At 70.8% G+C, this 12,142-nt stretch carries 15 protein-coding genes; 10 read left to right on the plus strand and 5 right to left on the minus strand.

The annotated features are described in order from the left end of the window. Positions 1 to 8 precede the first annotated feature (8 nt). On the minus strand, positions 9 to 641 hold the full coding sequence (locus ACIOEW_RS35520) for a sigma-70 family RNA polymerase sigma factor (protein WP_401969123.1): 633 nt from the start codon (positions 639 to 641) through the stop codon (positions 9 to 11). A gap of 76 nt (positions 642 to 717) precedes the next feature. On the opposite strand from ACIOEW_RS35520, the gene ACIOEW_RS35525 reads away from it, so the two are divergent. After that, the gene (locus ACIOEW_RS35525; RefSeq protein WP_401969124.1) at positions 718 to 1,545 is read left to right on the plus strand and encodes an alpha/beta fold hydrolase; all 828 of its coding nucleotides are present in this window, start codon (positions 718 to 720) and stop codon (positions 1,543 to 1,545) included. Between the two features lie 437 nt (positions 1,546 to 1,982). Here the strand turns inward: ACIOEW_RS35525 and ACIOEW_RS35530 are convergent, their stop codons facing one another. Further along, a complete protein-coding gene (locus ACIOEW_RS35530) occupies positions 1,983 to 3,014 on the minus strand; it encodes a saccharopine dehydrogenase family protein (RefSeq protein ID WP_401969127.1) in 1,032 nt (343 codons plus the stop codon). A 96-nt stretch (positions 3,015 to 3,110) separates the two neighbouring features. Here ACIOEW_RS35530 and ACIOEW_RS35535 point away from each other — a divergent pair, with 96 nt between their 5' ends. Beyond that, positions 3,111 to 4,058, plus strand: a complete 948-nt coding sequence (locus ACIOEW_RS35535; RefSeq protein ID WP_362552097.1) for a helix-turn-helix domain-containing protein — start codon at positions 3,111 to 3,113, stop codon at positions 4,056 to 4,058. A 43-nt stretch (positions 4,059 to 4,101) separates the two neighbouring features. Here ACIOEW_RS35535 and ACIOEW_RS35540 read toward each other — a convergent pair whose 3' ends face one another. After that, the gene (locus ACIOEW_RS35540) at positions 4,102 to 4,764 is read right to left on the minus strand and encodes a TetR/AcrR family transcriptional regulator (protein ID WP_401969130.1); all 663 of its coding nucleotides are present in this window, start codon (positions 4,762 to 4,764) and stop codon (positions 4,102 to 4,104) included. A 186-nt stretch (positions 4,765 to 4,950) separates the two neighbouring features. Here ACIOEW_RS35540 and ACIOEW_RS35545 point away from each other — a divergent pair, with 186 nt between their 5' ends. After that, entirely contained in the window at positions 4,951 to 6,069 is a 1,119-nt protein-coding gene (locus tag ACIOEW_RS35545) for a serine hydrolase domain-containing protein (RefSeq protein WP_401969131.1), read from the plus strand. A gap of 4 nt (positions 6,070 to 6,073) precedes the next feature. Here ACIOEW_RS35545 and ACIOEW_RS35550 read toward each other — a convergent pair whose 3' ends face one another. Then, entirely contained in the window at positions 6,074 to 6,427 is a 354-nt protein-coding gene (locus tag ACIOEW_RS35550; RefSeq protein WP_401969133.1) for a DUF4333 domain-containing protein, read from the minus strand. 162 nt (positions 6,428 to 6,589) lie between these two features. Between ACIOEW_RS35550 and ACIOEW_RS35555 the strand changes: the two genes are divergently transcribed. From ACIOEW_RS35555 to ACIOEW_RS35570, 4 genes are all read left to right on the plus strand, one after another. Further along, positions 6,590 to 7,351 carry a hypothetical protein gene (locus ACIOEW_RS35555; RefSeq protein ID WP_362552109.1) on the plus strand — a complete coding sequence of 254 codons (762 nt, stop codon included), beginning with the start codon at positions 6,590 to 6,592 and terminating at the stop codon, positions 7,349 to 7,351. 46 nt (positions 7,352 to 7,397) lie between these two features. Then, positions 7,398 to 7,553 (plus strand): hypothetical protein, encoded by a 156-nt coding sequence (locus tag ACIOEW_RS35560; protein ID WP_401969135.1) that lies wholly within the window; start codon positions 7,398 to 7,400, stop codon positions 7,551 to 7,553. Positions 7,554 to 7,590: 37 nt separating this feature from the next. After that, positions 7,591 to 8,028, plus strand: coding sequence for a cytidine deaminase (locus ACIOEW_RS35565; RefSeq protein ID WP_362552111.1), 438 nt, complete (start codon positions 7,591 to 7,593; stop codon positions 8,026 to 8,028). A gap of 129 nt (positions 8,029 to 8,157) precedes the next feature. Then, a complete protein-coding gene (locus tag ACIOEW_RS35570; RefSeq protein WP_401969137.1) occupies positions 8,158 to 8,769 on the plus strand; it encodes a DUF6000 family protein in 612 nt (203 codons plus the stop codon). A 246-nt stretch (positions 8,770 to 9,015) separates the two neighbouring features. Here the strand turns inward: ACIOEW_RS35570 and ACIOEW_RS35575 are convergent, their stop codons facing one another. Beyond that, entirely contained in the window at positions 9,016 to 9,747 is a 732-nt protein-coding gene (locus ACIOEW_RS35575; RefSeq protein ID WP_401969139.1) for an SDR family NAD(P)-dependent oxidoreductase, read from the minus strand. A gap of 95 nt (positions 9,748 to 9,842) precedes the next feature. Here ACIOEW_RS35575 and ACIOEW_RS35580 point away from each other — a divergent pair, with 95 nt between their 5' ends. From ACIOEW_RS35580 to ACIOEW_RS35590, 3 genes are all read left to right on the plus strand, one after another. Then, positions 9,843 to 10,691: a LysR family transcriptional regulator gene (locus tag ACIOEW_RS35580; RefSeq protein ID WP_401969142.1), complete on the plus strand. Its 849-nt coding sequence runs from the start codon at positions 9,843 to 9,845 to the stop codon at positions 10,689 to 10,691. A gap of 237 nt (positions 10,692 to 10,928) precedes the next feature. Further along, on the plus strand, positions 10,929 to 11,414 hold the full coding sequence (locus ACIOEW_RS35585) for a helix-turn-helix domain-containing protein (protein WP_401969145.1): 486 nt from the start codon (positions 10,929 to 10,931) through the stop codon (positions 11,412 to 11,414). A 27-nt stretch (positions 11,415 to 11,441) separates the two neighbouring features. Then, entirely contained in the window at positions 11,442 to 12,086 is a 645-nt protein-coding gene (locus ACIOEW_RS35590; protein ID WP_362552141.1) for a hypothetical protein, read from the plus strand. Positions 12,087 to 12,142 lie beyond the last annotated feature (56 nt).

Raw genomic sequence — 12,142 nt, forward strand, 5'->3', positions numbered from 1 at the left:
GCGAGGGTTCAGGCTCCGCCCCTCAGCCGGTCGCGCTGGATCCGGTGGGCGAGGGTGCGGCGTACGGAGGCCGGGCCGGCCGGGGCGGCGGCCGTGCCGGACCGTACGTCGAGGCTGCGGCTGATCTCGTCGTACGCCCTCCGATGGCCGTCGGGCAGTTCGGCGGCATGCAGCCGCAGGTCTTCCTCGACCAGCCGGCGCAGTTCATCGACGTTCTCGGGAGTGAAGCGCTTCTTCCCCCGGGCGAGCGCGCCGACGCAGCGGGTGCAGCGGGCGGTTTCGGCGTACGTCTCCGAGAGGTCCTCGGCGAGGCCCCACAGGCGCCCTTCGAGCCATGGTGCGTCGTGCTGGCCGAGGGAGAGGTCCATCGGGGGTGCGGGATCGGCGTCCCGGTACTTCGTCACCTGCTTGGACACGGCCGGCTGACTCATCTCGGTGAGCCGGGCGATGCGGTCCTGGGTCCAGCCGAAGCCGATGAAAACCTTGATCATCTCGGCGCGGAGCCTGCGCATCTCCTCGCCGGCGCGGATGACGTCGTTCATCCCCGCGAGCATCCGCCCGGCCTGCTCCTCGGTCAGCGCTGCGGGGGGCGGTGTCCCCGCGTCGTGCTGGGTGTTCTCAGTGCTCTTTCCGGCTGCCACACCTCAGTTATATACCGGGACCGACGCTTCCATAACCAGGTTGTACAACCTGGTTATGATTGAGAGGATCGCCCGTATGGCCACCTTCAGCGCATCCGACGGAACCCGGCTCGCCTATCGCACGCACGGAGAGGGTGACCCCGTCGTCTGTATCCCCGGCGGCCCCGCGGACTCCCGCTACCTGGGCGACCTCGGAGGCCTGTCCGCCCACCGCCGGCTGATCGTTCCGGATCTGCGTGGCACCGGCCGGTCGGCGGTCCCCGAGGACGCCTCCACCTACCGCTGCGACCACCTCGTCGACGACGTCGAGGCGCTCCGACGCCACCTCGGCCTTGCCTGTACGGACCTGCTCGGTCATTCGGCGGGTGCGAACATCGCGGTGCAGTACGCCGCCCGCCACCCCTCGCGCGTCGGGCGGCTCGCCCTGATCGCGCCCGGCGCCCGGGCCGTCGGCATCGACACCACGGGCGAGGAGCGCCGCGAGCTCGCACGGCTGCGGAGCGACGAGCCGTGGTTCCCGACCGCGTTCGACGCGCTGGAGGCGATCACCCGGGGGACGGGTACGGACTGGGCGGCCGTCGCCCCGTTCTTCTACGGCCGGTGGGACGCGGCGGCACGCGCCCACCACGCGTCGAGCCGTCCGGCCAACCCGGAAGCCGTCGCCCGCTTCGGGGCCGAGGGCGCCTTCGATCCGGTGGCCACCCGCGCGGCGCTGGCCGCCTTCGCGGCGCCCGTCCTGCTGCTGGCCGGGGAGTTCGACCTGAACAGCCCGCCCCGCTCGACGGCAGCCTTCGCCGGGCTGTTCCCCGACGCGGTGCTCGTCGTCCAGGAGGGGGCCGGGCACCATCCGTGGATCGACGACGCGCACCGGTTCGCGGAGGCTGTGGCGGCGTTCCTGGCGTAATCCATCGGACCGGGCCTCCCCGGCCCGTCCCACCTCGGGACGCACCCGGGGGCGGGCCCGCGGCGCCCGGGCCCGGATCCGGCCGGCCAGGTACTTCCGGCGCCCCCGGCCTGGCGGGATCCGTCAAGTAGGTGTGCGGGCACCGGTGTCGGTCCGAGGGGGAGACCGCGTGCTCCCGGAAGCGACAGCCATCCGTACCCGGTAGGCACACGCCGTACGGCACACGGCATGCGGCACACGGCGCACGGCATGCGGCACACGGCATGCGGCACACGGCACACGCCCTACGACGTTCGTCAGCCGGTTGCCGGTTGCGGGTCGCCGGATGGGAGACCAGATCGATTTCCGGCTGCCCGCGCCCCTCCGGCGGGGGTGCGGTCCGGCCCCGCGGCTGCGCACCCGTTCCGCTTCGCATGCGTACGGAGGTGCGGGTCCGGTCAGGCCGGAAGGTCGACCGACAGGTACGGGGCCAGGGAGCGGAGGAAGTCCGCCGCGTCGAACATCGCCCCGGCCGAGGCCACACCCGTGGCCCTCGTGCGGCCGGTCAGGATGCGCTCGACGGCCTCCACCGCCAGGGGTGCGGTGACCGCGTAGATGTCCTGACCGCGTGCCGTGGCGCGGCGCTCGGCGCCGCCCGCGCGGACCAGGACGTCGACGACGAACGTCTGGTCCGAGCGGCCCAGCGCGTCGACCGCCTCCGGCGCCGGAGTGTCCTCCCCGGCCAGGTCGCCCGCCGCCTCGACGGACATGTGGGTGCGGACCTCGGGCACCTTCACGTGGCTGGGGACGGTGACGACATCGGCCATGGTGAACTCCGCGATCACCGTGCGCCGCCCCAGCGGTTCGGGGAAGAGCCACTCCTCCTGCGACACCTTGTCGTCGTGGTAGCGCAGCGCGCCGTCCGCGAAACGCACCCGGCGGCCCGCGCGGCGGTCGTGGGACACCTGCCCCGCCTCCCGGGTGCCGGCCGTCGGACGCCAACTGCTCAGTCCGTACGCCACATCCACCGAGTCCGCGGCCGTCCACTCGCCCATCGCCGCGGTGACCAACAGGTCGCCGAGACCGCCGTAGAAGGCCATCGCCGGCACCACCGGGATGCCCGACTTCCGGGCCGCCTCCGTGTGGTCGGCGAACATCGCGACGTTCGCCTCGATCTCCGCCGCGACGTCGACGTACGGGATGCCCGCCCGCAGGGCGGCCTCGACGACGGGGCCGCCGGTCACCGCGAAGGGTCCGGCGCAGTTGATGACGGCGGCCGCGCCGGCGAGGGCCCGGTCCAGCGCGCCCGCGTCGTCCACGCCGGCCGGCCGCACCTCCACGTCTCCCCACTCGGCCGCCAGTGCCTCCAGCCGGGCCGCGTTCCGGCCGGAGACGACCGGGGTGAAACCGCGCCGGCGCAGCTCGGCGACGATGAAGCGACCGGTGTGTCCCGTCGCCCCGTAGACCACTACCGCAGCTGCTGTACTCATGGTTCCCCGCTCTCGATGTGGTGAGGACCCCAGTCTCGGCGTGGGTGGTGCTCGGCCGTGATGGTCCGGACCGACATCATGCGTACACTTTCGGACATGCCAACTGTCGCTCTGCTGACCGCCGGTGACCTGTTGCACTTCGAACTGGCGGTGGCGTACGAGATCTTCGGCAACCCGCCGCGCGAGGCGACGGAGGGCTGGTACGACGTACTGCTCTGTGGGCCGGGTCCGGTGCAGGTCGGCCCGTTCAGGGTCGAGCCGGACCAGGGGCTGGACCGGGTGGCGACCGCAGACACCGTGATCGTGCCGGCGTGCGCCGACGTCGACGTACCGCCGCCGGCGGAGCTGGTCGAAGCGGTGCGCGCGGCGCACGAGGCGGGCGCGCGGGTCGCCTCGCTGTGCACCGGGGCGTTCGTGCTCGGTGCCGCGGGTCTGCTGGACGGCCGGCGGGCCACCACGCACTGGGCCCACGCGGCCGATCTGAGCGCCCGCCATCCGCTGGCCGAGGTCGACCCGGACGTCCTGTACACCGACAACGGCAGCGTTTTCACGTCCGCGGGCAAGGCCGCCGCGGTGGATCTCTGCCTGCACCTGATCCACCTCGACCACGGCGCGGCCGTCGCCAACTCGGTGGCTCGCCGCCTCGTCATGCAACCCCACCGGCCGGGCGGCCAGGCTCAGTTCGCGTCCACGCCGGTGCAGGCCTCGGGCGACCACGCGCTCGCCCAGTTGCTCGCCTGGGTCCAGCAGCGGCTGGACCAGCCGCTGTCCGTGACCGACATGGCGCGGAAGGCGAACACGAGCCCGCGTCACCTCGGGCGGCAGTTCCGGTCGGTGCTCGGGCAGACGCCGATCCAGTGGCTTCTGATCCAGCGCGTACGCCGTGCCCAGGAGCTGCTGGAGGCCACCGACGAGAGCATCGAGGCGGTTGCCCAGGCCACCGGCATGGGGACCGCCACGACGCTTCGGCGTCAGTTCAAGAAGACTGTGGGCGTCCCGCCCGACAGCTACCGGCGCGCGTTCCGCAGCGCGCGTCCCGCCTGACGGCCCACGTCGTGGCGGACCGGCGCCACCACCTGCCGAAGCCCTACTGACGTGCGCGGACCACGCCCTCGATCTGGTGGAGTTGGGCTTCGAGGAGCTCCTCGAACGCGGCGCGGCGGTCCGCGCCGAGGGGGCGGACGTCACGCGCGAAGTGGGCCAGGGCCGGGAAGCGCTCGGGATCGGCGCCCAGGACGGCCACGCGGAACAGCTCCATGCCCTGTTCATGCTCTTCCGGGCCGACCGTGCTGCCCCCGGCCTCGGAGGCGATCAGCGCGGCGATGAGGACCGCGATCCGGTGGTAGCGCACAGGGATCTCCTCGTCGGGCAGTCCCGACGCGCGCAACGCCTGCAGCACCTCCTCCATGACCATGCGGGAACCGGTGCCGCTCGACGCGTAACGTCCCCAGACCGCGGCAAGCTGCGGCTGTCGGCCGAAGGCCTCCCGCAGGCGCAGGGCCAGGGCCGTGAGGCGCTGCTTCCAGTCCCCCTCGGCGCGGTAGCCGTCCATGGCGGCCAGGAGGATCCGGTCGGCGACCGCGCGCAGCAGTTCGGTCTTGCTGCGGAAGTGCCGGTACAGGCTGGAGGAATCCGTCCCGAGGGCCGCGGCCAGTTTGCGCACGCTGAACGAGTCCGCGTCGCTCGTGCGCAGCAGCTCCGCCGCCGCATCCAGGATCTCTTCGGTCGACCAACGCCTTCGGCCTGCCATCTTGCTCCTCTCGCCGGATCTCAGCCTAACTTATGCACTTGGTGTTGCACGCACCGCGTGCATAATGAGGACATGGGTGTGCCGGACGGCCTGTGAAGGCGGGCCGGTATGCCGCTCGTGCCCTGTTGTCCCGGGTCGTGCGCCCGATGCGGCGCTCACCCCGGGGAATACGGAAGGACGCATGACGTGAAGAACCCACTGGATTCCGCAGCGCTGAACGCGGCCATCGAGAACGTCCACCGCGCCGGGATGCCGGGGCTGTTCGCCGAGGTGCGGGACGGCGACCAGGTCTGGCGCGGCGCCGCCGGCGTCGCCGATGTCTCCACCGGACGCCCGGTCACCGCCGCCATGCGGCACCGCGTCGGCAGCATCACCAAGACCTTCACCGCCGCCGCGGTCCTGCAGCAGGTCGAGAGCGGCCGGATCGCTCTGGACACACCGATCGGCTCCTGCCTCCCGGAGCTGGTGCCCGGAGAGCGCGGTGCCGCGATCACGGTCCGGATGCTGCTCAACCACACCAGCGGCCTCGCCGAGTACCTCCCGTACGCCTACCCGTCCCTCAAGGCGTTTCCCGTCCTCGCGGAGACGGGACCGGAGAGCCTGGACGACCACCGGTTCACGCGGTTCGACCCCGTCGAACTGATCGAGATGGGGGTGGCCGCCCCTGCCGTCGGCACCCCGGGCGGCGCGCCCGGGCTGTACTCCAACACCAACTACCTGCTCCTCGTCCAACTCCTGGAGCAGGCGGCCGGCACCACGGCCGAGCGGTACATCACCCGCAACGTCATCGAGCGCGCCGGGCTCCGGGACACCGAACTCCCCACCGGGCCGCACGTCGACGGGCCGCACTCGCGGCTCTACGAGTCGTGGTTCGGCATGATCGACCCTCCGCGCGACTACAGCGTCTACGACATGTCGTGGGTGGGGCCGTCGGCCTCGCTGATATCGACCGTCGCGGACCTCAACCGGTTCTACGGCGCGCTGCTGGCCGGGAAGATCGTCGGCCCGTCGTCGCTGGAGGAGATGCGCCGCACCGTCCCCGTGGTCTCCCAGGAGGGAAGGGTGATCGAGTACGGCCTCGGTCTGCACCCGATGGAAGGTCCGGGCCAGGGCACCTTCTGGGGACATGGCGGCACGGTCTGGGGTGGCGGCGCGCTGGCGATGACCCGTGCCGACGGCCGGCGGCAGATGGCGGTCGCGGTGAACATGCAGCGGTGGAACAGGCTCGGCTCCGACGGCAGACCGCAGCCGCACCCCGTCGACGGTGCGCTGGCGGCCTTCTACCAGGCGGCGATGTACGGCTGACCGGTCATTGCGCAGCCGGGGTCACCGTGTCGTCGGCCTTGATGTCGAAGTTGATCTGCTTGTCGACGACAGACGTAACGGTCACCGACACACCCAGGGTGCTGCCATCACCTGCTGTGAGCTTGCAACGGGTGGTGGTGCCGACCTTCCCGACGAGGTCCTCGGGGCACGTGACGTCCGGCGTCGGCTGGCCCGTCGTGGCGGCGAGCTTCTTGGCGACCGTGGTGCCCAGCTTCTCCTTGGACAGCTTCGGCTCGGAGTCGCCCACGCTGACGGAGCCCGAACAGCCGGCGAGCAGCACGCCCGCTGCGATGACGGCGAGGCTCCAGGTTGCTGCGGACGAGCGGGCTATTGCCATGGTGTGCTCCATTGCGGACGAGCGATACGGGAAGTGGCCGGAAGCCTACTGCCCGCGCATCATGCACATGCGCATGTGCACAGTCGGACCGGGCAGCGGGCGTTCAGGCCGACCGGCAGGGCGTGGGGCTGTCCGTTTCGATGAACCTGGTTTGATGCCCGCATGACGGATTGGTCGCAGCTCAGTCACGCGTACGGCTCCGCCGAGGACATACCGGCTCTGCTGGACCGGATCGCGTCCGATCCGGCTTCCGAGCACTGGAGCGACCTCTGGTCGGCGTTGTGCCACCAGGGCAGCGTGTACTCGGCCAGCTTCGCGGCGCTGCCCTGGCTGGCCGCCATGGCCGGCGCGGACGACCGGGATCAGGCGGTGAGCGCGCTGACGCTGGCGGGCGCGATCATGGCGGGTGCCGACCAGTCGCACGGGGCGGGCAACGTCCGCGTGAAGCACGCCTCCGAGGTGGCGGCCTTGCTGTCCCTCGCGAACGAGCACCTTCGAACGGCTGCCGATCGCAGCGAGTACATCTACCTCTTGGAAGCCGTACTGAGTTTCGAGGGCGTCTTCGGCTGGAGCGAAGGCCTGGCATGGGGGCTCACGAACGAGGAGTACGAGGTGTCCTGCCCCGGCTTCGGCTGTGCGGCGGTGATGTTCATCGTCGTGGGCGAGCACGGGTTCTTCTCGGCCGTCGGTGATTACGCGACGTCGGACGATGAGGTGAGGAAGAGGCCTCTGCGTCCCACTGAGCCCACCGGCCTGACGGGCATCGGCCGACGTCTCCACGCTGTCGCGATCGCCGACGGCCGGCAAGAGGTCGCCAGGATGCTGACCTACGTCTTCGGCGATGCGACCTGCCCGGACTGTGAGGAGGACTTCTCCGTGGCTGCTCGGATCAGTGCCAACTGGACGGCCACGGCGGGCGGCTGACGGTGCCCGGCCACGGCTCACCGGCTCGGCACCGGGTGCCGCGGAAGTGACCGCCCCGGACATCGCTCGTTCTTCGGTATCTGCCGACCACGCCGACCACGAAGAGCAGGGCGGCATGATCAGCCGCTGCGTCATCCGGCGGAACAGGCGCACAGCCGATATTCGCTTGCGCGCCGTCGTCACGCGGGTCAACGTCGCCTGACACCTCCGTCGCCCGACACCTCACGAAGGCAGAGACGATGACCACGCATGCTCCCCACGTCGACCACGAACTCATCCAGGCCGCGGCCCACGTGGCGCGCACTCGCTGCCGGGGCGACAACCACACCATGGCGGCCGCAGCCCGTGCCCAGGACGGCCGGATCGTCACCGCGGTGAACGCGTACCACTTCACCGGCGGCCCCTGCGCAGAGCTGGTTCTCCTCGGCACGGCGGCCGCCCAGGGCGCCTACGAGCTGGACACGATCGTCGCCGTGGGCGACCGAGAACGAGGGGTCGTCCCCCCGTGCGGACGGTGTCGTCAGGTCCTTCTCGACTACTTCCCGGCCCTGAAGGTCATCGTCGGGGCCGGCGACCGGCTCCGGACGGTCTCCATCACCGATCTGCTTCCCGAAAGCTACATCTGGGCCGACCACCAGCTCGACACCGAGGAAACCGAACCACTCGGCGCGAGCTGACGGTGCCGGACATCAACACTCCCGCCCCCTGAACGGGCGAGGTCTGCCCCTGATCAGTGGCGGGGTTGAGCGGCATGACTTCAAAAAATCTGGCTCGATTGCGGATCGGTCAGCCAGGATCATCCTGTGATGCACCACGCCCATGAGGATGCCGAACTACTGGCCCTGGTCCGCCGCTATGTCACGCCGGAGCGCCGCTATCTGAAGCTCGGCGGCGGTGTGCTGCGCATGCCCGGTCCCGAGCGCGACCGATTCGTGCGAGCTCTTGGCGAAGACGCGCGACTCGTCACCCCGGACGAGATCGCCACCCTTCTCAAGGGCGGGTGGCGTGAGCGGAGGACCGCCACGTGGCTCATCGCCGTCGGCCGCCGGACCGAATTCCGTGAGCGGATCGGTGAGCTGCTGCTGGCCAGCGAGGTCTGCTGTGTGGGGTCGGCGTACTGCGTGGCCCTGGCCGGTTTCGGCACTCCGCGCGACGCCGGTCTGCTGGGCGCCTATCTCGATCGCTACCTTCGCCGCCCCGACCTCGCCTACGACCAGGTCGTGGTCATGGGCGCCCTCATCTCCACCGACCTGAACCTCGGAGACGATCAAGCCGCACGCTTCCTGGGCCCCGGCGGCATGTGGGAACAGTGGCTCCACGACGCACCCCACATGCAACCCACCGTCGACCCCGCCACCTGCCTCAGTCCGATCCGCCGGCTCTGCGCCTTCGTCGACGAGTGCGCGGAGACGGAATGACCTCGGCCCCTCCCGGCTGTACCGCGTGACGGCGTGACCATGTGCGGAACCGTTTGATCACGCAGTGGAGAAGCGGGGGTGGCCGGTGCGGGAGGAGAACGGACGGTTCATGCCCGCACCGGGGGCCGTCGGCCGGGGCGCTTCTCCGTCCGGCGTGGGGCATCGCCGGCCGACTGACGCGACAGCCTGATCGTGGCTGCCAGGGCGAAGCCGCCTCACCTCGGCGGGTGATGACTGCCGTGGGCATCACCAGGGCACTGCACCGGCGTCGTCGAAGAACTGGCCGGTCGGGCCGTCGTCGGGCAGGGTCGCGAGTTTGATGGCGATCGCCGCCCCCTGTTCGGGGGTGCGCACGCCGCGGAAGCCGTTGAGGTCCGTCGCGACGTAGCCGGGGCAGCCGGCGTTGATCAGGATGTTCGTGCCGTTCAGCTCCCGGGCGTACTGGAGGGTGACAGCGTTCAGGAACGTTTTCGACGGCGCGTAGGCCACGGCCACCGGACCCGTCGTCTGCTCGGCAGCGGTTCCCGACTGCCGGGTGAGGGAGCCGACACTGCTGGACATGTTCACGATCCGTGGTGAGGCAGAGCGGCGCAGCAGCGGCATCATCGCGTTGGTGACACGGATGACGCCGATCACGTTGGTCTCCACGACCGTTCGGATGGTGGCGGGATCGACCTGGGTGGGTTCCTGCGGCATGCCGCCGGTGATGGCGGCGTTGTTGACGAGCACGTCGAGGTGCCCGGCCTGTGCCTCGATCAGCTGTGCGGCGGCGGTCGCGCTCGCGTCGTCGGTCACGTCCAGTGGTACGCCGAACGCGTCGACGCCGGCGGCGCGCAGTTTCTCCACCGCGGCCTCACGGCGCTGATCGTCGCGGGCGCCGACGCCGACGCTCCAGCCGAGGGCGCCCAGGCCCGCGGCGATCTCGTAGCCGATTCCCTTGTTCGCGCCGGTGACCAGCGCAATCGTTCGTTCGCTCATGAGGACCATGCTGCTCTCGGAGCCCGGTGGGGGTCCAAGACCGATAGGGTGGGCAACGATACCGTCAGGGTATTGATCCGGGGTACCGTGGCGATATGGAGACCCGGGAACTGCGCTATTTCGTCGCTGTCGCTGAAGAGCTGCACTTCGGGCGCGCCGCGCAGCGGCTCGGGATCGCGCAGCCGCCTCTGTCGCGGGCGATCCAGCAGCTCGAACGCCGGCTCGGGGCAGCGCTACTGGATCGGACCAGCCGCACCGTTACGCTCACCGAGGCGGGCGGGGTGCTGTTGGTCGAGGGCCGGGCGGCCCTCGACGCGGTCGACGCCGCCGAGCGCCGGACCCGCCGCGCCGCCCCTTCTGCGACCGGCCGTCCCGGCCTGGTCCTGGTCACGAAGGCCAGCGCGTCCAGAGAACTGCTGGCGAAACTGCTCGACGCATACGCCGCCGAACCCGGCGCGGTCCCCGTCGACGTCATCCTGTGCGGTCCGGCCGAGCAGGGACGACTCCTGCGCGAGGGCCGGGCCGACGTGGCGCTGTTGCACCGGCCGTTCGACTCGACAGCCGGGTTCGACACAGAAGAGCTCGGCACGGAGGGCCAGGTTGTGGTCCTGCCGTCCGGACATCCGCTCACCGCCCGGGCGAACGTACACATGGCCGATATCGCCGGACTGCCGGGCCTGCCCCTGCCGCGCTGGCCCAACCCCGACGGCACCTACCCGCCCGGCCCCGGCCCGCAGGTCCGCGACCACGCGCAGCTGTTGCAGCTCGTCGCCCTCGGCCGTGCCTGCGCGGTCTCACCGGAGTCGTGCCGAGCCCAACTGCACGGTGACCTCGCCGCCGTGCCCGTGCTGGACGCGCCGACAGTCACCACCGTGATCGCCTGGCCACCGCACAGCCGGTCCAGAGCCGTCGCCGACCTCATCCGGACTGCGACACGTCTCTAGCGCTCCGACCGGGAGGTTCGACGGGTTGGAAGGCCCGGCGGTTGGATGTGTGGTGACGTCCGTCCGACTGTTGCGAGCGCGTTGCCCCGGCACCGGCCGGTACGGCCGACCGACAGGAGGCCCGAGGGCCGGCAACGGACTCCGGTCACCCGGCCATCATGACCCGTCCGAGTGGCGCCGAACACTTTTGCAAGCGCCTGCTTGCAAAAGTTAGCAGCGGGGGTCCACTATCGGGATATGGCCTCACTCAACGTCGGCAATCTCGGCGAGTACCTGCGCGAGCAGCGCCGTACCGCGCAGCTGTCGCTGCGGCAGCTCGCCGATGCCGCCGGGGTGTCCAATCCCTACCTCAGCCAGATCGAGCGCGGGCTGCGCAAGCCCAGTGCCGAGGTCCTCCAGCAGGTCGCCAAGGCGCTGCGGATCTCTGCCGAGACCCTGTACGTACGGGCCGGGATCCTGGACGAGCGGGAGCGGGACGAGCTGGAGACGCGGGCGGTGATTCTGGCCGATCCGTCGATCAACGAGCGGCAGAAGAGCGTGCTGCTGCAGATCTATGCCTCCTTCCGCAAGGAGAACGGGTTCGAGGACGGACCCGTGAACGACTCCGCGGACTCCGCGGACTCCGCGGACGGCGAGGGGCGCGCGTCCGGTGCGGATGCGCCCTTCAGTGCCGACGGCAGTGCTGCCGATACAGGTTCAAAGCCTTCAAAACCCTCACAATGAGTCTGATGATCCGGGAGGACCACAGTCATGGCCATCACCGATGACCTGCGTAAGACCCTCACCGACCCGACCCCCCTCTACTTCGCCGCCGGTACGGCCGACCTCGCCGTGCAGCAGGCCCGGAAGGTTCCGGCCCTGATCGAGCAGCTGCGGGCCGAGGCGCCCGAGCGCATCGAGGCGGTGCGCAACACCGACCCCAAGGCCGTGCAGGAGAAGGTGGCCGGGCAGGCCAAGGAGGCGCAGGCCACCCTTCAGGCCAAGGTCACCGAGGTGATCGGGGCGTTCGACACCGATCTGAAGAAGCTGGGCGAGAGCGCGCAGGACCTGGCGCTGCGCAGCGTCGGCGTGGCCGCGGAGTACGCGGTCAGGGCCCGGGAGACGTACGAGAAGGTCGCCGAGCGCGGCGAGCAGACCGTGCGGACGTGGCGTGGTGAGACCGCCGAGGAGATCGTCGAGATCGCCGTCGTCGTCGAGCCGCGCAAGGAGTCGAAGCCGGCGACGGTGAAGGCGGAGCCCAAGGCCGAGCCGAAGCCCGCCGCCAAGCCGGCATCTGCCGCCAAGCCCGCGCCCAAGACCGTCAAGGCCGAGGCCAAGCCGGCCCCCGCGCCCGCCAAGAAGGCGCCCGCGCGCAAGCCGGTCGCCAAGAAGACCACGCCGCCCACCGCCAAGTAGCGGCGCGATGCCCGGCAGGTGTGCCGGGAGGACGGGTGGGCACCTTTCGGGGTGGC

Origin of the sequence: Streptomyces sp. NPDC087901, assembly GCF_044742205.1 — a bacterium.
Taxonomy (GTDB): Bacteria; Actinomycetota; Actinomycetes; order Streptomycetales; family Streptomycetaceae; genus Streptomyces.

Excerpts from the sequence above, each read along its gene's own strand:
- ACIOEW_RS35575 (WP_401969139.1), bottom strand. The coding sequence starts at position 9,747 with ATGAGCGAACGAACGATTGCGCTGGTCACCGGCGCGAACAAGGGAATC.
- ACIOEW_RS35550 (WP_401969133.1), bottom strand. The coding sequence starts at position 6,427 with ATGGCAATAGCCCGCTCGTCCGCAGCAACCTGGAGCCTCGCCGTCATC.
- ACIOEW_RS35590 (WP_362552141.1), top strand. The coding sequence starts at position 11,442 with ATGGCCATCACCGATGACCTGCGTAAGACCCTCACCGACCCGACCCCC.
- ACIOEW_RS35535 (WP_362552097.1), top strand. The coding sequence starts at position 3,111 with ATGCCAACTGTCGCTCTGCTGACCGCCGGTGACCTGTTGCACTTCGAA.
- ACIOEW_RS35530 (WP_401969127.1), bottom strand. The coding sequence starts at position 3,014 with ATGAGTACAGCAGCTGCGGTAGTGGTCTACGGGGCGACGGGACACACC.
- ACIOEW_RS35580 (WP_401969142.1), top strand. The coding sequence starts at position 9,843 with ATGGAGACCCGGGAACTGCGCTATTTCGTCGCTGTCGCTGAAGAGCTG.
- ACIOEW_RS35570 (WP_401969137.1), top strand. The coding sequence starts at position 8,158 with ATGCACCACGCCCATGAGGATGCCGAACTACTGGCCCTGGTCCGCCGC.
- ACIOEW_RS35555 (WP_362552109.1), top strand. The coding sequence starts at position 6,590 with ATGACGGATTGGTCGCAGCTCAGTCACGCGTACGGCTCCGCCGAGGAC.
- ACIOEW_RS35585 (WP_401969145.1), top strand. The coding sequence starts at position 10,929 with ATGGCCTCACTCAACGTCGGCAATCTCGGCGAGTACCTGCGCGAGCAG.
- ACIOEW_RS35525 (WP_401969124.1), top strand. The coding sequence starts at position 718 with ATGGCCACCTTCAGCGCATCCGACGGAACCCGGCTCGCCTATCGCACG.
- ACIOEW_RS35565 (WP_362552111.1), top strand. The coding sequence starts at position 7,591 with ATGACCACGCATGCTCCCCACGTCGACCACGAACTCATCCAGGCCGCG.
- ACIOEW_RS35540 (WP_401969130.1), bottom strand. The coding sequence starts at position 4,764 with ATGGCAGGCCGAAGGCGTTGGTCGACCGAAGAGATCCTGGATGCGGCG.